The 22,453-nt window shown below is 68.9% G+C and carries 20 protein-coding genes; 3 read left to right on the top strand and 17 right to left on the bottom strand.

Annotated features, from left to right (window positions below; translation table 11 throughout):
• Positions 1 to 108: 108 nt before the first annotated feature.
• The 10 genes from OHA18_RS08685 to OHA18_RS08730 all read right to left on the bottom strand — a co-directional run bounded on the left by OHA18_RS08685 (position 109) and on the right by OHA18_RS08730 (position 8,728).
• Entirely contained in the window at positions 109 to 996 is an 888-nt protein-coding gene (locus tag OHA18_RS08685) for a dienelactone hydrolase family protein (RefSeq protein WP_329003342.1), read from the bottom strand.
• On the bottom strand, positions 993 to 1,442 hold the full coding sequence (locus OHA18_RS08690; RefSeq protein ID WP_329003343.1) for a GNAT family N-acetyltransferase: 450 nt from the start codon (positions 1,440 to 1,442) through the stop codon (positions 993 to 995). Before OHA18_RS08690 ends, OHA18_RS08685 begins: the two co-directional genes overlap by 4 nt.
• Positions 1,439 to 2,488, bottom strand: coding sequence for a tRNA (adenosine(37)-N6)-threonylcarbamoyltransferase complex transferase subunit TsaD (tsaD, locus tag OHA18_RS08695; protein ID WP_329003344.1), 1,050 nt, complete (start codon positions 2,486 to 2,488; stop codon positions 1,439 to 1,441). Before tsaD ends, OHA18_RS08690 begins: the two co-directional genes overlap by 4 nt.
• Entirely contained in the window at positions 2,481 to 2,933 is a 453-nt protein-coding gene (locus OHA18_RS08700; RefSeq protein ID WP_329003345.1) for a GNAT family N-acetyltransferase, read from the bottom strand. Before OHA18_RS08700 ends, tsaD begins: the two co-directional genes overlap by 8 nt.
• The gene (gene tsaB, locus OHA18_RS08705; RefSeq protein ID WP_329003347.1) at positions 2,930 to 3,589 is read right to left on the bottom strand and encodes a tRNA (adenosine(37)-N6)-threonylcarbamoyltransferase complex dimerization subunit type 1 TsaB; all 660 of its coding nucleotides are present in this window, start codon (positions 3,587 to 3,589) and stop codon (positions 2,930 to 2,932) included. Before tsaB ends, OHA18_RS08700 begins: the two co-directional genes overlap by 4 nt.
• Before the next feature lies 1 nt (position 3,590).
• Positions 3,591 to 4,517: a tRNA (adenosine(37)-N6)-threonylcarbamoyltransferase complex ATPase subunit type 1 TsaE gene (gene tsaE, locus OHA18_RS08710; protein WP_329003348.1), complete on the bottom strand. Its 927-nt coding sequence runs from the start codon at positions 4,515 to 4,517 to the stop codon at positions 3,591 to 3,593.
• On the bottom strand, positions 4,514 to 5,632 hold the full coding sequence (locus OHA18_RS08715) for an alpha/beta fold hydrolase (protein ID WP_329003349.1): 1,119 nt from the start codon (positions 5,630 to 5,632) through the stop codon (positions 4,514 to 4,516). Before OHA18_RS08715 ends, tsaE begins: the two co-directional genes overlap by 4 nt.
• A gap of 7 nt (positions 5,633 to 5,639) precedes the next feature.
• Positions 5,640 to 6,785: an alanine racemase gene (alr, locus tag OHA18_RS08720; RefSeq protein WP_329003351.1), complete on the bottom strand. Its 1,146-nt coding sequence runs from the start codon at positions 6,783 to 6,785 to the stop codon at positions 5,640 to 5,642.
• A gap of 15 nt (positions 6,786 to 6,800) precedes the next feature.
• Positions 6,801 to 7,442, bottom strand: coding sequence for an HAD family hydrolase (locus OHA18_RS08725; RefSeq protein ID WP_329003352.1), 642 nt, complete (start codon positions 7,440 to 7,442; stop codon positions 6,801 to 6,803).
• Between the two features lie 68 nt (positions 7,443 to 7,510).
• A complete protein-coding gene (locus OHA18_RS08730; protein ID WP_329003353.1) occupies positions 7,511 to 8,728 on the bottom strand; it encodes a GH12 family glycosyl hydrolase domain-containing protein in 1,218 nt (405 codons plus the stop codon).
• Positions 8,729 to 8,950: 222 nt separating this feature from the next.
• Between OHA18_RS08730 and OHA18_RS08735 the strand changes: the two genes are divergently transcribed.
• Complete coding sequence (locus OHA18_RS08735; protein WP_329003354.1) at positions 8,951 to 9,727, top strand: META domain-containing protein; 777 nt, start codon at positions 8,951 to 8,953, stop codon at positions 9,725 to 9,727.
• A 5-nt stretch (positions 9,728 to 9,732) separates the two neighbouring features.
• Here the strand turns inward: OHA18_RS08735 and OHA18_RS08740 are convergent, their stop codons facing one another.
• Positions 9,733 to 12,660 (bottom strand): PIG-L family deacetylase, encoded by a 2,928-nt coding sequence (locus tag OHA18_RS08740; protein ID WP_329003356.1) that lies wholly within the window; start codon positions 12,658 to 12,660, stop codon positions 9,733 to 9,735.
• Positions 12,661 to 13,046: 386 nt separating this feature from the next.
• Here OHA18_RS08740 and OHA18_RS08745 point away from each other — a divergent pair, with 386 nt between their 5' ends.
• A complete protein-coding gene (locus tag OHA18_RS08745) occupies positions 13,047 to 13,505 on the top strand; it encodes a helix-turn-helix domain-containing protein (RefSeq protein ID WP_329003357.1) in 459 nt (152 codons plus the stop codon).
• 191 nt (positions 13,506 to 13,696) lie between these two features.
• A complete protein-coding gene (locus tag OHA18_RS08750; protein ID WP_329003358.1) occupies positions 13,697 to 14,056 on the top strand; it encodes a hypothetical protein in 360 nt (119 codons plus the stop codon).
• Between the two features lie 13 nt (positions 14,057 to 14,069).
• On the opposite strand, the gene OHA18_RS08755 is transcribed toward OHA18_RS08750, so the two are convergent.
• From OHA18_RS08755 to OHA18_RS08780, 6 genes are all read right to left on the bottom strand, one after another.
• Positions 14,070 to 15,836: an ABC transporter ATP-binding protein gene (locus tag OHA18_RS08755; RefSeq protein ID WP_329003359.1), complete on the bottom strand. Its 1,767-nt coding sequence runs from the start codon at positions 15,834 to 15,836 to the stop codon at positions 14,070 to 14,072.
• The gene (locus OHA18_RS08760) at positions 15,833 to 17,530 is read right to left on the bottom strand and encodes an ABC transporter ATP-binding protein (RefSeq protein ID WP_329003360.1); all 1,698 of its coding nucleotides are present in this window, start codon (positions 17,528 to 17,530) and stop codon (positions 15,833 to 15,835) included. The genes OHA18_RS08755 and OHA18_RS08760 overlap by 4 nt, the downstream gene beginning before the upstream one ends.
• 131 nt (positions 17,531 to 17,661) lie before the next feature.
• Complete coding sequence (locus OHA18_RS08765; RefSeq protein ID WP_329003361.1) at positions 17,662 to 19,086, bottom strand: NAD(P)H-hydrate dehydratase; 1,425 nt, start codon at positions 19,084 to 19,086, stop codon at positions 17,662 to 17,664.
• 2 nt (positions 19,087 to 19,088) lie between these two features.
• On the bottom strand, positions 19,089 to 19,439 hold the full coding sequence (locus OHA18_RS08770) for a holo-ACP synthase (RefSeq protein WP_130441349.1): 351 nt from the start codon (positions 19,437 to 19,439) through the stop codon (positions 19,089 to 19,091).
• A gap of 10 nt (positions 19,440 to 19,449) precedes the next feature.
• A complete protein-coding gene (locus OHA18_RS08775) occupies positions 19,450 to 20,454 on the bottom strand; it encodes a LacI family DNA-binding transcriptional regulator (protein ID WP_329003364.1) in 1,005 nt (334 codons plus the stop codon).
• A gap of 32 nt (positions 20,455 to 20,486) precedes the next feature.
• A complete protein-coding gene (locus OHA18_RS08780; protein WP_329003366.1) occupies positions 20,487 to 22,325 on the bottom strand; it encodes an alpha-glucuronidase in 1,839 nt (612 codons plus the stop codon).
• Between the last annotated feature and the right edge of the window lie 128 nt (positions 22,326 to 22,453).

A 22,453-nucleotide genomic window follows, 5' to 3' on the forward strand; every position in this document is an offset into this window, starting at 1 on the left:
CGCCACTAGTTGCTATTGCGCGTTCGACGGGAGTTCATCTGGGTGCGCCAGGCTGACAGCGGAACCGGTTGGCCGCTGGCCGTTCGCCTGGGGAGCAAGCGGTGCGCATTACCCCCGGGCCTCTGCCACCTTCACCTGGAAGCGTTCGACGACCGGGAGGCGAAGGCGGGCCACCGCGATCGACCCGACCGCGGCAGGCAGCGATGACCGTTGACCGTACTGCGGCAGCGGCTCGGTGTCCGCATCAGGTGCCGTCGTCGACTCCGAGGTCGTGGTTGCCGGCGTCTGCTCCGAGGTCGTGGTTGCCGGCGTCTGCTCCGAGGACGTGGTTGCCGGCGTCGGCTGCGGGGACGCGAGAGCGCCGGCGGTGAACGTGGCGACCAGGGTGTTCCAGTCGGTGGCGCGATGGAGCAACGGGTGCGTTTCGTCGGTGACCGCGTAAACGGTGACCGGGGTGCCGGCGGCGCGGAGGCGGTTGGCGTACGCGGTGGTGGTGCGCGGGTCGGTGATGGTGTCATCGGTCCCGTGCGCGAAGGTGACGGGCGAGCGGAGTTTGGTCAGGGGCTCGCCCTCCGGCAGCCAGGGAGCCAACGCCAGTACGCCGGCCACCCGCGGATGATCGCCGGCCGCAACAACTGCCCGGCCGCCCATCGAGTGGCCGATCAGGACGACGCGGCGAATCACCGGTGGCAGTTCGTCGAGCACAGCACGCAGATCCACAGCGGGGTCCGCAGCCGCAGGATCCGCAGCGGCGGGATCCGTGGTGGTGGGATCCGTGGTGGTGGCGTTCCACCCCTGGTAGCGGTAGCGCATCAGGCCGACGGCCGCGTCCGGGACGGCCGTGCGGGCAGCCGCGGCGAAGGGCCACATGCGGAGGATGGGCGCGCGCCACAGGTAGGCGTCGGCCCGCGACTCTTCCATGCCGCCGTGCGCCAGCAGCACGAGATCGGTCGCCCCGGCCGGATTCCAGACCAGGTCCACCCCGGGTGGGTTCATGGGCGGCCGTAGATGTCCGACGGGTCCTTGCGGATGATCATCATGCGATCGGGCTCGGGGAGCGCCTCGAAGCCGTAGGAGCGGTACAGCTCATGCGCGTCCGCGGTCCCCAGCATGAACCGCCGTACCCCCTTCAGCTCCGGGTGCTCGAGCAGCGTCGACACCACGAACCGGCCGAGACCGTGACCACGGTGCGACGGCAGCACGAACACGTCGGCCAGCCAGCCGAACGTCGCGCGATCCGTCACCATCCGGGCGAACGCGACCATCGCACCGTCGGCCGCGAACACGCCCAGGTTCAGCGAGCCCGCGACCGACTGCGCCACAACCTCCCGCGGAATCCCCGGCGCCCAGTACGACGTGGTCAGGAAGCCGTGCACCACGTCGACATCGATCCGCGCGACATCGTCATCGGCCTCGAAACCGTCAGGTCCGGTCCATCTCACTTGTTCAGCACCTCCGTGATCGGCATCGACGAATCAGCGGGCAGGTCCAGCGGCGACGGCGCCTTCCCGGCCCGGACGAGCTCAGAACCCAGCGCCGCGACCATCGCACCGTTGTCGGTGCACAGCCCCGGCCGCGGCACCCGGACAGCGATCCCGGCCGCCGACGCACGCTCCTCGGCCATCGCCCGCAACCGTGAGTTCGCCGCGACGCCGCCACCGATCAGCAGGTGCTCGAAGCCGCGGTCCTTGCACGCGTCGATCGCCTTGCGGGTCAGGACGTCGCACACCGCCTCCTGGAAGGCCGCCGCGACATGGTTCACCGGCACGTCCTCGCCGTCCCGCCGCCGCGCCTCGACCCAGCGCGCGACCGCGGTCTTCAACCCCGAGAACGAGAAGTCGAACCGGTGCCGCTCCAGGTCCCGCTGCGACGTCAGCCCGCGCGGGAACGTCACATACAACCGGTCCCCGCCGTCCCGCGCCGCCTTGTCGATGTACGGCCCACCGGGGAACGGCAGGCCGAGCACCCGCGCGACCTTGTCGAACGCCTCGCCCGCCGCATCGTCGATCGTGCTGCCCATCGGTACGACGCCGTCGGTGATGTCCTCGACCGACAGCAGCGACGAGTGCCCGCCGGACACCAGCATCGCGACACAGCCCTTCGGCAGATCACCGTGCTCCAGCGTGTCCACCGCGACATGGGCCGCCAGGTGGTTCACGCCGTACAGCGGTTTGTCCAGCGACAGCGCCAATCCCTTCGCGGCGGCGACACCGACCAGCAATGCGCCGGCCAGCCCGGGCCCGCTCGTGACCGCGACCGCGTCGACGTCGGACGGCTTGATCCCGGCCGTCTCGCACGCGCGCCGGATCGTCGGCACCATCGCCTCGAGGTGCGCCCGGCTCGCTACCTCGGGTACGACGCCGCCGAACCGAGCGTGCTCCTCGACGCTGGACGCGATCGCGTCGGCGAGCAGCGTCTGCCCGCGCACGATCCCGACCCCGGTCTCGTCGCACGACGTCTCGATCCCCAGGATCAGAGGCTCACTCATTGTTCTCCCGCCACCGCATGATCACCGCATCCTCGCCGTCACCGTAGTACCCACGCCGCCGGCTGATCTCCTCGAACCCGAACCCCGCGTACAGACCCCGCGCCGACTCGTTGCTCAAGGCAACCTCAAGCAGCACGGTCCGGCCCGCGCACCGGTGCAGCGCGGCGGTCATCAGTTGCCCACCGATACCGGTACGCCGCTCCGCCGGGGCGACCGCGATCCGCAGGACCTCGACCACATCGAGCGCGACCGGCGGCACCAGCAGTACGACGTACCCGACCACGGCGCCCTCGTCCGCGACCAGGATCACCCGGTCCTCGGACAGCCGCTCGAACTCGTCCGACCAGCCGACCGTACTCCAGGCTGCCGACCCGAAGCACAGCTCATCCAATGCGACCAGCGCAGCCTGATCGTCCGCGCGAGCCGCTCGAATGGCTGGTCTCACAGCACGCTCTTGGGGCCGGCGGACATCGTGACGTCCGGCCGGCGCAGGTACAGCGGCTCCGGCGCTACGACCTCGAGCGTCCGAGTCGCCACGCCCGTCGCCAGTACCTCGGCCGACGGGTACTCCGTGACGTCGGCCTCTGCGACGCCCAGCACGTCGGCGTACAGGACCGCGCCGCGGCCGATCACCGGCAGACCGGACAGCACGTGCGCGACCTCGGCCGGTTTGTCGACCGCGGGTCCTTCCAGCCGACGACGGCTGCCGTCCGCGGCCGGGCCGTCGTACAGCGCCCAGTAGATCTCCTTGCGCCGCGCGTCCGTCGCGACCGCGACGGGCAACGACAACGACGACTGACGCGCCAGGATGTCCAGGCTGCAGACGCCGGAGACCTCGATGCCGAGCACCTCACCCATCGTCCGCGCGGTCACCAGCCCGACCCGCAAACCGGTGAACGGGCCAGGGCCGACCCCGACCGCGATGCCGGTCAGGTCGCGCGGTGTGGCACCCGCCGATTCCAGCGCGGCTGCGATCGCGGGCGCGAGCAACTCGCCGTGGCGTAGGGCGTCCACCGTTGTCGATGAGGCAACGATCTCGCCGTCCGGCGTGGCCAGCGCGACGGTGACAGCGGCACTCGAGGTGTCGAAGGCAAGCAACATGTCAGTTCTTCTCCAGTACGGACACCCGGATGCCGGATGCGGCCCAGCGTGGACCCACGGGTGTGATCCGCAGCGCCCGAGTCTCGTCGGTGTCGTCGTCGCCGCGGGTCACCACGACGTCGAGCCGGTCCGGCGCCAGCGCCTCGGCCAGCCCATGACCCCACTCGACCACGGTGACCGCGTCCTCCAGGCTCGCGTCCAGATCGAGATCGTCCAGCTCGGCGAACCCGCCCAGCCGATAGGCGTCCACGTGCACCAGCGCCGGGCCGTCGACCAGCGACGGGTGCACCCGCGAGATCACGAAGGTCGGCGACGTGATCGCACCCCGCACCTTCAGCCCGGCCCCGAGGCCCTGCGTGAATGTGGTCTTCCCGGCGCCCAGGTCGCCGGACAGCACGAGGACGTCGCCCGGCCGCAGCTGACCGGCCAGCTCCGCGCCGATCGCCTGCATGTCGTCGGACGTCGGCACCGTCAGCTCGACCGGCATCGCCTTCGCATAGATCAGGTTGTGCGCCTGCTGGTCGACCACGGAGTACCCACGGCGCCGCCAGAATTCCACGGTGTCCGGCAGCTCGACCCGGGCGATCAGGTTCACCCGGCTGAGCCCACGGCGTACGGCGACCTCCTCGGCGCAGCCGACCATCGCCGACGCGACTCCGCGCGCCTGGGATCGCGGGTCGACGGAGACCCGGCGCAGGTTGAGGACGTCACCGACCTGCTCGAACAGCACCGCACCGGCCGGGGCGCCGTCGATCAGCACCAGCAGCCCGCCGTGCTCGGCGATGGCCGCGGCAACGGTCGTCGCGTTCTCGGACAGCGCAGTCGACGGCGGGTCGAGCACCCGCCGCGCAGCAAACGCGTGATGAATCACGGTCACGATGTCGTCGACGTGTTCCGCGGTCGCATCTACGACATGAAGGTCGGTCATACAGATCCTAAGGATTGTTCGGCTCGTTCGATCATGCCAAGGAGGGCTGCGGTGAATTCACGGTGGTGCTCGATCAGGCCCAGGTGGCCGCAGTTCTTCACCTCGACGAGCTCGGCGCCGGGCACCCGGCGGACGATCTCCTCGGCGTGGCTGAACGGGGTCAGGTGGTCCTTGTCGCCGCCGACCACCACGCACTCGACCTTCTGCAGCGGCTCGAGAGAGTCGAACTTGTCGTGCAGCGCGAAGATCGGGTAGAACTCCGCGATCACCTCGATCGGCGTGGCCGCGATCATCTCGTTGACGAACTCGGTGAACGCCGGCGGCACCTCGGAGCCGAACGAGTACTTCCGGGTCAGCAGGTAGCTGATGTCCGAGCCGGCCTTCCGGCTGCGCTCGACCACGTCCGGGATCCGCGCCAGCGCGGCGACCGTCGGCGTCGCGAGGGTCCGCGCGAGCATGCCGAGCTTGCCCGGGAACACGATCGGTACGCCGTCCAGCCCGCCTGCGCTGGTCGAGCACAGCCCGACGCCGATCACCCGGTCGCCGAACAGCTCCGGGTGCTGCTCGGCCAGCGCCATGATCGTCATGCCGCCCATCGAGTGGCCGATCAGGATCACCGGGCCGGTCGGCGCGAACCGCTCGAGGATCCCGTACAGGTCCTGGCCGAGCTGGTCGATGCTGACGTGGTCCTTCGGTGACCGCCCGGACCGGCCGTGCGAGCGCTGGTCGTAGAACACCATCGTGCCGATGCCGGCCAGATCCCGGCGCTCGAAGTGCCAGGCGTCCATGTTCAGCCCGTAGCCGTGCGCGAAGATCACCGTGAGGTCCTCGGGCGGCAGCGGCAGCTTCCGGCCGAGCCGGCGCTTGGGCGGCGGAGCGGGTCGCCGGGACCGCTTCAGTTCGTCCACCTCGACGTACAACTCGACGCCGTCGTCGGCGGTGAAGATGTACGGCGTACCTCGTTGCGACCCGAACGGCTCGGCCTCGAGCTGCTTGCGCTGACCCGACCGCCGGCCGATGACCGTGCGCTCGACCGCGACGCCGGCCGCTGCACCAGCAGCCAGCACTCCGACCGCGGCTCCGATCAGTCCGGCGGTCCGCCCTGCTTTGGACACGACCGGTCTACCTTTCGCTGTCGACGTACCTGCGCGGGATCCGGGCGCCCAGGCGGGTGACGATCTCGTAGTTGATGGTGCCGGCCGCGTCGGCCCAGTCGTCCGCCGTCGGCTCGCCCGCAGTACCCGGGCCGAACAGCACGACCTCGTCGCCCGCGGCGGCCTGGTCGTCCTCGAGGTTGACCACGCACTGGTCCATGCAGATCCGGCCGACGACCGTACGGCGTGCACCGGCGGCCTGCACCGGGGCGCCGTTCGAGGCGTGCCGCGGCAGGCCGTCGCCGTACCCGAGCGGGATCAGGCCGAGGGTCGACGGCCGCGGCGCGGTCCAGGTCAGTCCGTAGGAGACGCCCGCACCGGCCGGGACCCGCTTCACCATCGCGAGCCGCGCCTTCAACGTCATCGCCGGCAGCAGCCCGAGCTCGGACGACGGCAGCGCATGCCCGAACGGCGACAGGCCGTACGTCGCGACGCCCGGCCGGACCAGGTTGAAATGGGTCTCCGGCAACGCCAGCGTGGCGCCGGAGTTCGCCAGGTGCTTGAACTCGGCGTCGATCCCGAACGACTCGGCCACCTCGATCGCCTCGGTGAAGGTCGCCAGCTGCGACTCGTTCACCGGGCTCTTCGGCTCGTCGGAGGACGCCAGATGCGACCAGATGCCCTTGACCTCGATCCGCCCGGTGGCCTGCTCACGGACCGCGGCCCGGATCAACGCCGGCCACTCCTCCGGTACGGCGCCGCCGCGCGACATCCCGGTGTCGATCTTCAGGTGCACGCGGGCGGGGCGATCGGTCACGCCTGCCGCCAGCTCGTCGATCTCCCACGGCGCACCCGCGGACAGGTCGATCCCGGCGTCGATCGCGTCGGTCAGCGGCTCACCCGGCGTGGTCAGCCAGCAGAAGATCGGTCCGGTGTCACCGGCCGCGCGCAGTGCGAGCGCCTCCTCGAGCACCGCGGCGCCGATCCAGCCGGCGCCCGCCTCGCGCGCGGCCCGGGCGACCGGCACCATCCCGTGCCCGTAGCCGTCGGCCTTGACCACAGTCATCACCTGCGCACCCTCGGCGCGGGCACGCAGCGTGGTCACGTTGTGGCGGATCGCCGCCAGATCGACGACCGCCTCCGCGCGGACCGGGTGTGACTGAGGAGTAGACATGGTCTCTCCAGTGTCTCAGGCGCCGTCGATCAGGTCGGCGAGGGCCGTCATGTTGTGGAAAACCGTGTCCGCATCGGAAAGTTTGGCCGGGTCCGTCATCCCGGCGTACCCGAACACCTTCATGCCGGCCGCGACGGCCGCGGCGACGCCGAGCGGGCTGTCCTCGATCACCAGGCAGTCGGCCGGCTTGACCCCCATCGACCCGGCCGCGTGCAGGAACAGGTCGGGTGCCGGTTTGCCGTGGGCAACGTCCTCGGCGGAGAAGATCCGGCCCTCGAAACGGTCCAGGAACCCGACCGCGGTCAGCGCCGTACGGATCCGCCGATGGGTGCCGGAGGAGGCCAGGCAGTAGGTGACGCCGCGGGCGTCCAGGTGATCGAGGACAGCCTCAACGCCCTCGATCGCCTGGAGCTGGGCGAACCCGTCGAACAACCGTTGGTGGTACCGGTCCTCGAGATCCGCCGGCAGCGGCCGCCCGAGCTGCGCCTCGGCCTGCTGCCGCATCGAGGCCATCGAGCCGCCCATGAAGTCCCGCACCGCCTCGTCGAAGCTGTACGGCAGCCCCGCCTCGGTCAGCAGCTCGGCCAGGATCGTGTTGGCCAGCCGCTCCGAGTCCACCAGCACACCGTCGTTGTCGAAAATCACGAGTCCGATCACGACAGAAACCCTAAGCGGCCACCGCGAGAACGCGGTGGCCGCCGGGGTACGGGAGAGCGATCCGGGGGTCAGTTCTCCTGGATGGAGAAGTCGGTGAAGTTGAAGCGCTGCTTGGTGTTGCCGGTGGAGACGACCTCGACGCCGTAGTCGACCTGCCAGGTGGTCTGCTTCGGCGCCCAGCCGCGGGTCGCCATGTCGTTGAAGAAGCTGGCCAGCGGCATCGTGCCGGACTTCTGCGTCACCTGGGACACGTAGGCGGTGTAGCCGTTCTCGTGCCAGACGTCGTACTTGAAGCCGCCGAAGGTCACGGTGCCGACCTTGTCGCCGGCCGGGACCTGCTTCTGGTTGTCGGTCCAGATCATCAGCTCGTTGTTCAGGTCGTCACCGACCCAGACGTCGAACGCGACGTTGTAGATGCAGGCGGAGCAGTTGGCCGGCGTGGACGCCGCGAACTTGGCCGACTGGATCTTCGACAGCGGCACGTCGTTGTAGTCCTTGTGCACGTTCGGGTACGCCTGGACACCCTTGTCGCCCGGCATCGGCTGGGTCACGTCGAGGAACCAGTTGTTGTAGTTGCAGGCGCTCAGCGTGTAGGTGCCGTTGTCGTTGTTCCACATGTTGTTGTGGACGTAGTACGCGCCGAACGTCCGGCCGTCACCCTGGTTGTTCGTCGAGGTGGTGACGAACGACGGCTTGGTGCAGGTCGCGCTCGGGCTGCCGGTCGACGTGGGCGTCGTCGTGGTCGGCGGGGACGTCGGCGGGGTCGACGTGGTCGGGGGCTTGGTCGGCGTCGTGGTGGTGTGCGTCGGCGTCGGGGTGGGGGTGCTCGTCGTCGGCGGCTTCGTCGGCGTCGCCGTGGTGGTCGGCGTCGGCGTCGTCGGCTGCGCCGGTACGGCGGCGAAGTCGTAGTGGACCGTGTAGGTCAGCTTGGTGCCGGCGCGGTACTTCTTGCCGTCGTACCGCACGGCGCGCAGCCGGTAGCTCTGGTCAGTGGTGCGGGACGGGTCGATCGACACCATCGCCGGCCCGGAAGCGGTCGCGGTGATCGCGACGGGCTTCTGGCCGAAACCGTGCAGGACAGTGCAGCCGGAGTACGCGTCGATGACGCAGGTTTCGACACGTCCGACATTTGGAAGGGCAGTGACCGTGCTGTCCGCGGCGTTCGCGGTCGACACCGGCGAGTCCTTGGACGCGTGGACGGCGATCGGTACCGCGATCAGGCCGGCCACGGCGAGGAGGACCGCCGGCAGGATCACGCGGCTCCGGGCAGTTCGGGTGGGGGGCATGCGAAGAGTTCCTTAGTGTGCTCGACGGGTCGCCCTGTTCGCCCCAGAACTGCAGCGCGGCCCTCAACTGTTCGATTGAATCCCCAGAGGGGCCGGTTTGTCCGGCCTTGTCGTGCTTTCGCTCTCGCGTACGCCGGTGACGTTATCGAACCGTGATCATGCCTGCCAACCCTGGGTCCCGATTTAACGCAACGCGTACATGCCCGGCGACGTCCTCCGGGTGTGCACAAGCAGATGATCGGCCTCATCGGAGCAGTGCTGCTGCTGGCGGCCTGCGGTCAGAACACCGGCGCCGACGCGGGCGCGTCGCTGGTCGGCAAGACGTACCTGTCCACCTCGGTCACCGAGGACGGGAAGCCGAAGCAGCTCGCACCGAAAACCCAGGTCCGGCTGCAGTTCACCGACGACGGCCGGCTGGTCGCCGACGCCGGCTGCAACTCGATGCAGACGAAGGTCTCGACCGAGGGCGGCAGGCTCACGCTGGACGACCAGATCACGTCGACCGCGATGGGCTGCCTCGGTCAGCTGCAGGGACAGGACGAGTGGCTGGGCGGCATCCTCGGGGCGAAGCCGACCTGGGAACTCGACGGCAGCAAGCTCGATCTCACCGCGGGCAGTACGACGATCTCGTTGACCGATCGCAAGATCGTCGAGCCCGACCTCGCCGTCGACGGCACCAAGTGGCAGCTGTCCACGGTCATCACCGGCGAGGCCGCCTCGCACCAGGCCGGATCCGAGAAGGCGTGGCTGACCCTGAACGGCGAACGCGTCACCGGATCGACCGGCTGCAACGACTTCCAGGGCATGGTCGCGCGGTCCACCGGCAGACTCACCTTCGGCGAGCTCGCCACCACCCGCCGGGCTTGCGCCGGCGACGCCGCGAAGCTGGAATCCCAACTGCTGAAGGGATTGCAGGGCGAAGTGACCTACCAGGTCGACGGCTCGACCTTGCAGCTCCGCTCCAGCGGCGGCGGCCTGGACTTCACCGCCGCACGCTGACGCCGCTACTGGACGCGGATGTCGAAGGCCTGCACCTCGTTTCGGGTTGTCTCGTAGGAGACGAGCAGGTGGCCTTGGTCCTTCAGTTGTGTCCGTTGGGCCGCGGTCAACGGGATCGTCCAGTGCTGCACGCCGCGGGTGATCGGTTGGGTGGACTGCTTGACCAGGTGGCCGCTCATGTTCGGGGACCACGGTGGGGTGGCGCCGTCGGTGATGGCACACGGGGTGAAGCCGTAGTCCGGTGCTGGATCGGTGGTGCAGGAGGTTGTCCAGACCGGGATCGCCGCCAGCTGCCCACTGGTCAGGAAGGCCCGGGCGGTGCCGGTTCCCTTCGACGAGGTGACGAGGTCGACTCCGGTCGGGCGCACCTTGCTGGACAGGATCTTGAGGTCGTCGGTCGGGACACGGCCGGAGATCGGTACGCCGTTGCGCGCGGACTGCGCGATCGTCTGCGGCGACAGGGCGCCGTTGAGGTTCGGATTCGAGACGTTCGGCGGCGTCGGCGTGGTCGAGCGGTCCGCGGGTGGGGTGTAGCCGGGGAGGGTGGCGAGACCCCAGCGGTACGGGTCGGACTGCACCGATCCCAGTGCCGACCAGCCCAGTCGCGTGCTCATGTCGATGTGCCGCAACGTCGTCGTACCAGGTGCTGACGTGTCGTCGTTGTCGTACGGCGTGATGTTCAGACCCAGCCGCGACGGGTCGACGGCGGACGGTAGGTCGGCGAGCGGGATCTTCACCTCGAGGTCGTACCCGCCACCGGCGTACGCGTGCGGCACGGTGGTCTCGTTGCTGCCGACCCACTGCGCGGTCGACGCGACCTGGACGCCCGGCGCGTTGCCGGTGTCGAGGGCGCCGCTCGAGTAGCCCTGATGGTTGTCCGCGTCGCGTTCCCAGCACGGTTCGCCACTCTGGGTGAACGGGAAGATGCCGAGCTTGAACGCGTTCGCGGTGTCCATCAGCGCCTCGGACGCGTTGCCGCGCGGATCGAGCAGGATCTCGACCGAGTCGGCCTGCCAGTGGCCGACGCATTCGGCCGGCGTCACGGCGTACGACTGGTAGTCGTCGCGGATGTGGATGAAGAAGTAGAGCGCGTCGTCGGACCAGCTGACCTTCGCCGTACTGCCTTCTCCTGTTGACGAAACGCCGCAGTCGTCGACGCCGGTGCAGGTCGTCGCGCCCTGCCAGATCCGGCCGAGGTCGAGCGTCTGGCCCGGGTACTCGCCCGGTCCGGCCTTGCCGTCGACGACCGGTGTCGCCTGCGGGATGACGGTGGTCGGGACAAGCGTGAGAGTCAGAGTCTCAGTGCCTGTCGCGGTGTGGATCGGGATGTTGACGTTCTGCTGGGCGGGCAGCGTGGTGTCGGTGTTCGTCAGCTTGAACGTGACCGTTTGGTCAGCTCCGGGCTGCACGCTGTAGGGCTTGGACGGCGCGTCGATGGTGAAGTCCGGCGGCAGATCGAGCGACACGGCCCCGGTCTGCGGTTGCGTGGACCAGTTGTGGACAACGACCGGTACGTCGATCGTCTGGCCGATGCCCATGGACTGGATCGCCTGCGAACGCCCGAGGCGGTTGGCCTGCGGTGCCGTGTTCTGCAGCCACTGGTCGTACTCCGCCCAGTTGCCCCAACGCTGGAAGCGTCCTTCGGCGGCGGCGACGATGCGTACGACGTTGTCGGTGTAGCCGGTCGCGTGCTTGGTCGTGTAGAGCGCGGAGATCTTCGCGTTCTGGTCGACCGTCGCGTTGGCGGCCGGGGTCACTGTGAACGTCAGGTCAGCCGACGGCTTCTCCTTGACCTGCTGCGGACCGCTGACCGACCAGCCCGCCGGCACCGTCAACGCGACGTTGCCCTTGGCAAGCTTTCCGTGCGGAGCCTTCAGGTGGACGGTCGCCTGGAACGGCTCGCCGGCGACGTTGTAGAAGCGGCTGAACGTGAGGTACTCGAGGGTCCCGAGCGGCAGTCCACCCGGGTCCGGTTTCTTCGCGCCGAACAGGATCGCATCGTCACGGCCGGCCGCGGCGTTGCTGTTCGGCTGGAACGGTACGAACGACTCGGTCATGCCGAACCGCGGACAGGCCGGCGCCGAGACACCCTTGTACATCACGCGACTCTGCGTCGGGTACGCCGCGCGTCCCTCGTCGGACACCTGCTGCCAGATCTTCGGCGTACCCGCGGTCTGCGCCTGCGAGTTGCCGGCCGGCCAGGTGTACGGCGAGTTGTAGCCGGTCCACACGCCCGCGACGGTGTCGACACCGGTCGGGGTGAATCCGGTGGTGCAGTTGGCGGCCGTCGTCGTACCGCCGGTGCCGGTGGTGCTGCCGCCGGAGAAGACCTTCTTCACCTGCCAGGTGCTCAGCGCGTGCGGACCCTTCAGCTGCTCCGGGAACATGTTCGGGTCGGCGGCCGCGAGCACGCCCTCCCAGATCAGCCGGCCGGCCTGCTGGTGGTTACCGTGGCCGGCGGCGAGGGTCGGCGTGAAGCCGATGTAGACCTCCGGCTGCGTCTCGCGGATGACACGGGTGACCCTCCGCAGCGTCTCCTGCTCGTCCCAGAAGTACTGCGTCAGCGGCGCACTCTGGTTGTAGAAGAAGTCGATCCGGTCCAGGTTGAAGATGTCGATCGTGCCGGAACGGTAGTGCGCGACGCGGTCCTCGTTCTCGCGGCGGAGACCGAGATCGGGGCCGAGCTCGTTACCGGCCGCGTTCCCGCCACCCTCACCGCGGGTCACCATGATCACGCCACACTTCGTGCCGTACAGCTGATGCCACACACCACACGGCCCGATGAAACTCGTGTCGTCGTCGGGATGGGCCCACTCCCCCATCACGTCGATCTTCGTTCGCGCGTCGGCGACGTACTGCTGCGGTTGCGCAACAGCCGGCACCGGCAGAACGGCCAGCAGAACCAGAACGGCAAACCCCACGAAACGCTTCACGTGCACACTCCAAAGGCGGCGGAGGCACCAGCAAGAACAGTCCTACGTCCACATCGGTGAACCGCGCAACAGGAATCGCGCGCCTGCGTACTACGGTCAGCCCGGCTGCCGCCCGCGTCTACGCGCTGCCGTGGGTGCGACTGCCTCGTGGTGTCGCCTGCTCGTCAATAGATGAACAGCTCGAGCTGTTCACGACGTCGTTCCACACGCGCCGCTGCAGCCGGCAAGTCCCGCAGATGACCGTCCAGCGTCCGCACTGCTGCCATCTCGTGAGACTTCCGAACCACGCCGGGCGGACCGCGTCCACAGTTGCGTTTGTTTCGTTTATTGCGGATACTGCAGTTGTCGATCGCTGATGAGTGCAGCGATCCACAGGAGGAACAGCTATGAGTCCTGCAGATCATGCCCCGATACGCCCGGACGCGACCGAGGTCAAGGCGGCCGGCGTTGCCATGCGCCGCGTCAAGCGTTACCTGTCCACCCACGCCGACGAGCGCGACATCCGCGTGGTCGTTGGCGGGGATCCGGATGACACTCTGTCTCTGCCTCGGGGTGCCGTGGAGCTTCTGGCGCGGATCCTTGCGCATATGGCCGCCGGTCAAGGGGTGTCGGTCGTCCCTGCCCACGCGGAGCTCACGACTCAGCAGGCAGCCGATTTGCTGAACGTCTCCAGGCCCTACCTCATCGGTCTGCTGGATGCAGGCGAGATCGAGTACCGGAAGGTGGGGAAGCATCGCCGCGTGCGTGCAGCCTCTCTGATGGATTACAAGCGCAAGGACGACCACCAGCGCCGCGAAGTTGCCGACGAACTGACAGAGCTCAACCAGGACATGGGTCTGTACTGACGTGCCATTCATCGTCGTCTACGACGCCAACGTCCTCTACCCGAACAGCCTGCGTGACCTGCTCATCCGCGTCGCACAGGCCGGCCTGGTCCAAGCCAGGTGGACCGAGCAGATCCTCGATGAGACTTTCCACAATCTCAAGGAGAATCGCCGACCTCGACCCGGCCAAGCTCGGTCGCACTCGGGAGCTGATGAACAAGGCGATCCGGGATGTGCTCGTCACCGGGTACGAACCGCTGATCGATGTGGTCGACCTGCCCGACGCCGACGACCGACATGTACTCGCTGCTGCGATCAAGGCCGGTGCGCAGGTGATCGTCACGGAGAATGCGAAAGACTTTCCGCCGGCGAAGTTGGCGTCCTGGAACGTCGAGGCGCAGAGTGCGGACGACTTTGTGCTCGACCTGATCGATCTCAATCAGCAGGCGGTCTATGCGCAGGTTCAGCGCATGGCCGACGCCTGGAGGAATCCGCCTGGCACCGTCGAGGACGTTCTCGACTCCCTTGAGCACATCGGGCTGATCGGAAGCGCCGCAGCTCTGCGCGACTGATCTCGAAGACGGACTAACCGTCGGCTCCCGGAGGCCCTGGTTCTGTGTGCCAGGTTTGCCAGAGGTGGCCGTAGACGTGGTTGGCGGCTACTAGGGCGTTGTGGGTGCCTAGTTCTACGAGTTCGCCGGCTTCCATGACGGCGATCCGGTCGGCGTCGTGGGCGGTTTGGAGGCGGTGCGCGATCGCGATCACGGTGCGGCCCCGGAGTACGGCGGCCAGGGACTGCTCTGTTCGGCGGGCTGTCTTGGGGTCGAGGAGGGCGGTGGCTTCGTCGAGGATGAGGGTGTGCGGGTTGGCCAGGACGACTCGGGCCAGGGAGAGTTGCTGGGCGCCGGCATCGTCGAGGGTGGTGTCTCCACCGAGCTCGGTGTCGAGGCCGTGGGGCAGGTCGGCCCACCAGGTGGCGCCTACGGCGTCGAGGGCGGCGTACAACTCGTCGTCGGTCGCATTCGGTTTTGCGATCAGCAGGTTGTCGCGCACGGCGTCGTGGAAGACGTGGTGGTCCTGCGTGATCAGTACGACGTGTTCCCGAAGCTGGTCCGGCGGCAGATCCGCGACCGGCGTACCGCCGATGGTCACCGAACCGGTGTGCGGGCGGTCGAGGCCGGCGAGGAGACGCGCGAGGGTCGATTTCCCGGCACCGGAGGTGCCTACGATGGCCAGGCGTTCTCCGGGCTGCACCACCAGGTCGATTCCGTGCAGTACGTCGCGAGCGCCCGTGTAGCTGTAGTGGGCGTTGTCGACTCGAATGCGGTCACCGGCGACGTTCTGACCCGACGAGCTCTCCTCCGCCTGCGGGATGTCCGCCAGGCCCTCGACTCGGGCGTACGACGCGCCGGCGCCCTGTAGCTGTTCGATCCAGAGCATCAACGTGTCGAGCGGGCCGACGAGTTGGCGGAGGTACACCGTCGCGGTCACCACGACGCCGAGGCTGACCTGATCGTGGGCGTAGAGGGCGCCGCCGATCAACAGCACCCCGACGACCGGGAGCGCCAGTGCGACTTCCGACCACGGAAACAGAACCGATCGGAGCCACAGTGCCGCCAGGCGGGCGGACCGGGCCTGGGTGATGGAGGCCTCTGTGGCCTCGGTCCGGCGGCGTTCCAATCCGAGCAGTTCGATCGTACGGGCGCCTTTCGCCGTACTGGCGACGACATCGGCCATCTCTGCACCCGTTGCGGCAACAGCCAGGTAGACCGGTCGTGCACGTCGTACGTACCAGCGCACCGCCGCGCCGACGCCTAGCAAGCACACGAGCCCGCAGAGCCCGAGCCGCACATCCAGGACCAGCACCGCGACGATGAGGAAGAGAGCGTGGACGCTGGCCACGAGAACCTCGGGCACAGCAGATCGCAGCGTCACCGCGACGAGGGACGCATCCGTGCTTCCTCGAGCAATCAGGTCGCCGGTCGGAAGGTGGTCCGCCACGCGCGGGGGCAGCGCCAGGGTCCGCTGCAAGAACCGTTCTCGAACACGCGCCGCCGTACGCTCGCCGAACCGGTAGCCGATCTTGAGCGCCCACCACGACAGCGCTGTCTGTACGACGGTGAACAGCAACGCGCCGAACGCGAGTCGATCCACCGCGTTGAGCACATCACCGGAGCCGGCCCGGATCGTGTCGATGATTCGGCCGAGCAGCCACGGACCGACGAGACCTGCGGCGGCGGCGAGCCCGTTGACCAGGACGACGCCGACCACCGAACGCCGGTCCGCGCCCAGGTCGCGGATCAACGCGGCGCGTACTTCGGCGGGGCCCGCGACGGGCAGCTCCGTACTCATTGGTCATCACCCTGCGCCCGCGATACGAGGTCGCGGTAGTAAGGATCGCTGCGCAGAAGCTCCGCGTGCGTCCCGGCGGCCGACACCTTGCCGTCGACCAGCACGATGACGTCGTCAGCGCGGTCCAGTACGAGGGGCGACGTCGTCGTGATGACCGTTGTCCGGTCGCGCCTGATGTCGCGGATCCGGTCGATCATCGCCGCCTCGGTGTTCGCGTCGACCGCGGAGGTCGGCTCGACAGCGAGCAGCACGTCGGGGGTTGCATAGATGGCGCGGGCGAGACGGATTCGTTGCCGTTGGCCACCAGACAGGTCGCTGCCACCGGCTGCGATCGTCGCATCCAGACCGCCAGGCAGCGCCTCGACGATGTCCTCGGCCACGGCCACGCGGATCGCCGTACGAATCCGGTCGTCGTCGGGCTCGATGCGCCCGGCAACGACATCCCGGACGGTGCCGGCGAACACCTCGGCATCGTTGTCCGCAACAACTAAACGGCGCCTGAACTCCTCGCGGGCAGTCTCGTCGATCTCCATCCCTGCTTGAGAATCGGTGTGCACTTGCCCGAGCCGCTCGATCACCGCGACCGCCTCCGCCGGGCGCCCGGTGACCAAGGCGGTCAGGGCGCCAGGCCTGACGATCACTCCTGATTCCGTGTCGACCAACGGGCCGACCCCGATCAGTGCAGGATCGCCTTCGTTGCGCCGGGCAACTGGCAGGTTGAGCAGGTCGACGATTCGTTGCCCTGCCACCCGGGCGCGGGCGATGTCCCCGCCACCTTCGATGAAGAACGAGACGGGTACGACGAGCACCGCGACGTACCCGTAGACAGCGACGACGTCGCCGATCGTGATCTCTCCCGTGGCAGCCATTCGCGCGGACAGCCAGACGACCGCGGCGAGGAACAGGGCCGGCAAGCCGGTGGACAACGCGACAACCCAACTGGTGGGGCCGGCGACCCGGTAGCCGCGTCGTACCAATCGTTGCGACTGCTGCTCATACCGCTCGGCGACGAACTGCTTGCCGCCGAGGCCGTTGAGTACACGAAGTCCGGCGAGTACGTCGACCAGGCGGATCGTCAGTCGGCCCTGATGCACGCGGTAGTCGCTGCCCGTACGTTCGATGCGCTGCAGGAACGGGCCGACCGCGATGGCGAGCAGCGGTACGCCGGCGAGGACCACGGCGGCCAGCAAGGGGTTGATCGTGAACAGGACGACCGCGACGACGGCGTACGCGATGACCGCGCCGACGCCGGGACCGGTGACGGTCAGCGCCATCGCAACCGTGTACACATCGGCGATGCCGACGGTCACGACCTCTCCGGCGCTCACCCGCTTCCCCAACGAGGCACCCAGGCGGGAGGTGTGCCAGACCGTGGCACGAACCGCGCGGAACGACGCGTCCATCCGGATCTTTGTCATCGTTCGATGCCGGGCGATGCTCAGCAGCGCGTTCAGCACGCTGACGGCCAGCAGGAGCAAGGCCCAGCCGACGAGCGCGGAGGTGTCGCCTGCGACGAGTCCGTCATCGACAGCCCGCGACAGCACCCACGGCGGCACCGTCAGGCCGACGGTCCAACAGGTGCCGAGCACCGCACCCAACGCGACCCGCCGCGCCTGCGACCGAGTCAGCCAGTAAAGGAAGCGCATCGGACCCGCAAGATCCCCAGCCACCGGCGGGGTCCACGTCTCGGTCATCCGATCCAGCCACCGACGCACAGCCGACCTCCCCCGCGGTCCACCGTCGCTGGCCATGCCCAGATCCTTCCAGCATTCCCCCACCACTTTCACCTTTGTGACCGCATTCACAAAGCCGGTGTTGCAGCTGGTCAGTCGCGGAGTAGGTAGCGCGTGGCTTCCGGGAGGGCGGCGGCTACCGACATCGCGGTGATTGGGCCCGAGAAGGAGGCGAGGTTGGCGGCGGCGCCGTGTAGGTAGGCGCCTACGCTGCCTGCGTCCAGCGGGGAGAGGCCGCCGGCCAGGAGTGAGCCGCACAGACCCGCCAGGACATCGCCGGCGCCGGCGGTCGCCAGCCATGGGGTGGCGTTGCCGCTGACCCGGACCTCGCCGTCCGGTGCGGCGATCACTGTGGTTGCGCCCTTGAGCAGCACGGTGACGTCGAAGCGTTCGGCGGCCAGGCGGGCGTGCTTCAGGCGCTCGGCCTCGACGGTTGCGCGGTCGACGTCGAGCAGACGGGCGAGTTCACCGGCGTGCGGCGTGACGAGTACGTCGACGTGGTCGCCGGTGTCGTCGAGTGCCTTCAGGCCGTCCGCGTCCAGGACGACCGGCTCCTCGGCGTCGAGTAGTTCGCGGATGCGTGGGATGTCGAGCTCGTCGCCGAGACCGGAGCCGATCGCCCATGCCTGCACGCGACCGTTGCCGGAGACGATCTCGGGATGTGCGGCGCGAACTGCATCCGCGACGGCGTCAGGACCGACGTACCGGACCATGCCGACAGGCCCACCGAGCGCGCCGGCGGTCGCGATGACGGCGGCTCCGGGGTACTGGGTCGAGCCGACCATCAGGCCGAGTACGCCGCGGGAGTACTTGTCGGACTCGCCGTGTGGGACCGGGTAGAGGTGGCGGATGTCGCCGGCCTGGAGGGAGTCGACTTCGGCGGGTGGGAGAGCAAGGCCGATGTCGACGAGGTGGACCGGGCCGCAGGCGGTGGCGGCGGGGTCGATGAAGTGGCAGATCTTCTGGGTGCCGAAGGTGACCGTGAGGGCGGCATTGACGTGCGGCTCGGGGGTCTCTCCGGTGTCGACGTCGACACCGGAGGGGGTGTCGACGGCGACGATCGGTACGCCGTGGCGCTCGGCGAGCTGCACCGCTGCAAGAGCCTCGGGGCGGAGCCCCGGACGCCCGCCGATACCTACGATCCCATCGACCACGACGTCGGCCGTCCGGATGTCATCAGGACTGATCGCAGCACCAACGTCGCCGAGCGCACCGGCGCGGCCGCCGGCTGCCCGCAGAGCCTCCAGGCCACCCTCGTGCGCCTTGTCGGACAGCAGTACGGCGGTGACCTGAGCGCCACGTCGCGCCAGCCGGGCACCGGCGTACAGCGCGTCGCCGCCGTTGTCGCCGGAGCCGATCAGCAGCACCACGCGGGCGCCGTACGTGCGGCCGAGAAAGTTGCTGATGGCAACTGCCAGGCCGGTCGCGGCGCGCTGCATCAAGGTGCCTTCGGGGAGCCGCGCCATCAGTTCGGCCTCGGCCGCGCGGACCTGTTCGACGGTGTGCGCGCTGCGCATGGTCAGCCCTCCAGGATCACCACGGCCGAGGCGATCCCCGCGTCGTGGCTGAGCGACAGGTGCAGGTTCTGTACGCCGAGCCGCGACGCCTGCGCCGCCACGGTCCCGCTGATCTCCAGCCAGGGCCGGCCGGTCTCGTCGGTCTGGACTTCGGCGTCGTGCCAGTGCATGCCTGCGGGAGCGCCGAGCGCCTTGGCCAAGGCCTCCTTGGCCGCGAACCGGGCCGCCAGCGAGGCCGGTGGCTTCACCGCCTCGAGCGGCGTGAACACCCGCTCCCGCAAGTTCGGGGTCCGCTCCAACGTCCGCATGAACCGATCCACGTCGACCACATCGATACCCACGCCGACGATCATGCGGGCCAGCCTAACGCGGCGGTTCCGCGGTGGAGTTGCGGACTCTCATGTCGACGGCGAGGTCGAGGCGGAGGGCGGTGGGGGTCTTGCCCCGGGACAGGTCGAGGACCACGCGGGCCGCGAGTTCGGCCATCTGATGGAGGGGCTGGTGGACCGTGGTCAGAGCCGGCGTGACCCATTGCGCGACGGGAAGGTCGTCGTACCCCACGACGGACAGGTCGCGGGGGATGTCCAGGCCGAGTTCGCGGGCGGCCTGGTAGACGCCGAGCGCCTGCATGTCGCTGCCGGCGAAGATCGCGGTGGGACGGTCGGGCAGGCTCAACAGTGCGAGCGCTTCGCGGTGCGCGCCGCCGACCTCGAAGTCGCCGTACCGGATCAGCTCCGGATCGACCTCGATGCCGGTGGAGCGCAGTGCGTCGGTGTAGCCGTCCACGCGCTGCCGTGAGCACAACGTCTCGACCGGCCCGCCGATCATCGCGATCCGGATGTGGCCGAGGGTGCGGAGATGGGTCGTGGCCATCCGTCCGCCGTTCCAGTTCGCCGAGCCGATCGACGGTACGTCGTCCCCCACGTCCCCGACCGGATCGACGACGACGAACGGGATGCGCCGCGTCTCCAGCTGCGCCCGCTGGTCCGCGTCGAGGTCGGAGAACACCATGATCACGCCGAGCGGCCGGCGGTTCAGCACCGACTCGATCCACTGCTGACGCGGTCGCAGCGCGCCGCCGCACTCGGACAGCACGAGCTCGACGCCCTCGGCGCGGACGACCTCCTCGACGCCGCGGATCAGCTCCATCGCCCACTCGCCGCCGAGCTGGTTGAACACCAGGTCGATCATCGGGCTGCCGGCCGTGCCCGGGCGCGGCCGCCGGTACCCGTGCTCCTGGATCAGGCTCTCGATCCGGGCCCGGGTCGCCTCGGCCACGTCCGCGCGCCCGTTCAGCACCTTGGAGACGGTCGGGACCGATACCCCGGCCTGTTCCGCAATTTTCGCAATGGTCGGGCGCTCGCTCACCACACCTCCTAGCTCGAAACTTTCGAACCAGACTACCTATGGATCGTGCGGCCGTGGGTGTCCGGTACGCCGCTCAGCCGGTAGAAGAACGTGTTCACCTGATCCCGCCACTCCCGCGCGTTCGCCAGCTGCGCCTCGAACCGGGCCGTGATGTTCTCCCGCACCACCGGCTCGAACCGCTCCGCGATCACCCGCCAGCGCGCGACCATCGCCTCCACCTCGGCGTACCCCTGGAAGTGGGTGTCGTAGATGTGCTGCAGCACCGTGCTCCCGCTCTGCAGCACATGGTCGTAAGCCACGTGATGGAAGAACAACAGCAGCTCGTCCGGACAGGTGCCGACGTCTTCGTACTGACTGGCGAGCGGCTCCGGATACTGTCCCGTGAACCCCGACCCGGTCTTCACCGTCCGGTCCACGCCGACGCCGTACCGGTCCGCGAAGTGGTACGTCCCCCACGCCGAGTACTCGTACCCGTTCACGCTCGGTCCGTAGTGCGTCTGCGGCGCCACCATGAACCCCACGCCCAGCGGCGCGGTGTACCGCTCGTACGTCCGCCAGGAACCGGCCATGATCGTGACCAGCTCGCTCCGGGTCCGGTCGTCCATCGCGAACGTCGCCGCGGCCCACTCGTGCAGCAGGCTGACCGGATCCGCGGCCGGCTCCCACGCCAGCCGGCCGAAGGCGTAGAGGTTGCTCTGGGCAAGCTTGTGACCGGTCCAATTGGGGTCGTCGCCGACGTTGGACACGGCAACGATCGCACCGATGCGGTCGGCAACCGTCGTACCGCCGCCACCGGTGGTGTCGAACTGCAGGATCTCCCGCCACCAAGGCCCGAGGTAGCACAGGTCCTGCTGCTGTCCGGAGTACTCCTGGGTCACCTGCAGCTCGAGCGCGAACGCGGTTTCCTGCAGCTCACCGAGCACCGGCGACATCGCCTCGCGGACCTGGAAGTCCATCGGCCCGTGCTTCACCTGCAGTACGACGTTTTCCTCGAACCGCCCGTCGAGCGGGATCAGCTGGTCGTACGCCGTCCGCGCGCGATCCGTCCCGCGATCGCGCCAGTCGTGTTTCTGCTCGTCGCCGGAACACCGCCAGAACACCGTTCCGCCGTACGGCGCCACCGCCCGCGCCAGCAGGTTCGCGCCCTCGGCGTCCCGGCCGGCGCGCACCACGAGCCCGCCGAAATCCGGTACGGCGTCGTACACCCGGCTGATGGTGGCGGACCACCAGCGCGCGACGCGCTCGTCGGACGGATCTTCGGTGAATTCGACCGCCATGCTGACGGCGATCCCGTACTCGCGGAACACGGCCGCAAGGCGGGCCAGCTCGGGCAGGTCGGCCTTCGCGAGTCCGACCGCGTTGATCCCCATCGACGCCAGCAACCGCGCGTACGCACGGACTCTGGTCAGGTCGGGCACCACGCTGCCGTCGCGAAAGAAGATCGATCGACCGGAGTACCCGCGCTCGACCGCGCCGGACAGCTCGTCCCAGTGGTCCAGCATCCGGATCGGCACGGCCGGCTGCTCGACGACGGTGAAGTCGCCGCTCATCCACTCGAAGTACCGGAGCAGATAGAAATAGCCGTAGAGCAGTCCGTGACCGCCCTCGGCGGCGACGACCAGATCGTTGCCGCGGCGTACCACCACGAATCCTTCGACGCCCAGGCCGTGTTCCGGCAGGGCGGCCTCGACCTCACGCCACAACGGAGTTTCCCGGACCCGCGTCAGGGTGCACACGGCAACTTGTACGTCGGTGCGGAACCGGCGGATCTGCCGAAGCTCGGCACGGATCGTCTGAGCCAGCGCTCCCGAGGCATGCACAGTCACCTCAGGCAACCGCTGCGTACCGAGCCAAGCCAAGTCGCCGGTCATGGGGCCTCCCGGCCTGGACTGAGGAGTGGAGGGAGCGAAGCGACCGGAGCGACGAGGGAAGGCCGGGAGTCACAGCCCCATGACCCGCCGCGCCGGAGGCGTGGCATCAATGCCGTCATCGGACAGTG

This window comes from Kribbella sp. NBC_00709, assembly GCF_036226565.1.
Lineage (GTDB): Bacteria > Actinomycetota > Actinomycetes > Propionibacteriales > Kribbellaceae > Kribbella.

What these genes read in the sequence shown, in the direction of transcription:
- OHA18_RS08765 (WP_329003361.1), bottom strand. Translation starts at nt 19,086, where the DNA reads ATGCGCAGCGCGCACACCGTCGAACAGGTCCGCGCGGCCGAGGCCGAA.
- tsaE (WP_329003348.1), bottom strand. Translation starts at nt 4,517, where the DNA reads ATGACCGACCTTCATGTCGTAGATGCGACCGCGGAACACGTCGACGAC.
- OHA18_RS08755 (WP_329003359.1), bottom strand. Translation starts at nt 15,836, where the DNA reads ATGAGTACGGAGCTGCCCGTCGCGGGCCCCGCCGAAGTACGCGCCGCG.
- OHA18_RS08685 (WP_329003342.1), bottom strand. Translation starts at nt 996, where the DNA reads ATGAACCCACCCGGGGTGGACCTGGTCTGGAATCCGGCCGGGGCGACC.
- OHA18_RS08760 (WP_329003360.1), bottom strand. Translation starts at nt 17,530, where the DNA reads ATGACCGAGACGTGGACCCCGCCGGTGGCTGGGGATCTTGCGGGTCCG.
- OHA18_RS08750 (WP_329003358.1), top strand. Translation starts at nt 13,697, where the DNA reads ATGAACAAGGCGATCCGGGATGTGCTCGTCACCGGGTACGAACCGCTG.
- alr (WP_329003351.1), bottom strand. Translation starts at nt 6,785, where the DNA reads ATGTCTACTCCTCAGTCACACCCGGTCCGCGCGGAGGCGGTCGTCGAT.
- tsaB (WP_329003347.1), bottom strand. Translation starts at nt 3,589, where the DNA reads ATGTTGCTTGCCTTCGACACCTCGAGTGCCGCTGTCACCGTCGCGCTG.
- OHA18_RS08745 (WP_329003357.1), top strand. Translation starts at nt 13,047, where the DNA reads ATGAGTCCTGCAGATCATGCCCCGATACGCCCGGACGCGACCGAGGTC.
- OHA18_RS08780 (WP_329003366.1), bottom strand. Translation starts at nt 22,325, where the DNA reads ATGACCGGCGACTTGGCTTGGCTCGGTACGCAGCGGTTGCCTGAGGTG.
- tsaD (WP_329003344.1), bottom strand. Translation starts at nt 2,488, where the DNA reads ATGAGTGAGCCTCTGATCCTGGGGATCGAGACGTCGTGCGACGAGACC.
- OHA18_RS08770 (WP_130441349.1), bottom strand. Translation starts at nt 19,439, where the DNA reads ATGATCGTCGGCGTGGGTATCGATGTGGTCGACGTGGATCGGTTCATG.
- OHA18_RS08730 (WP_329003353.1), bottom strand. Translation starts at nt 8,728, where the DNA reads ATGCCCCCCACCCGAACTGCCCGGAGCCGCGTGATCCTGCCGGCGGTC.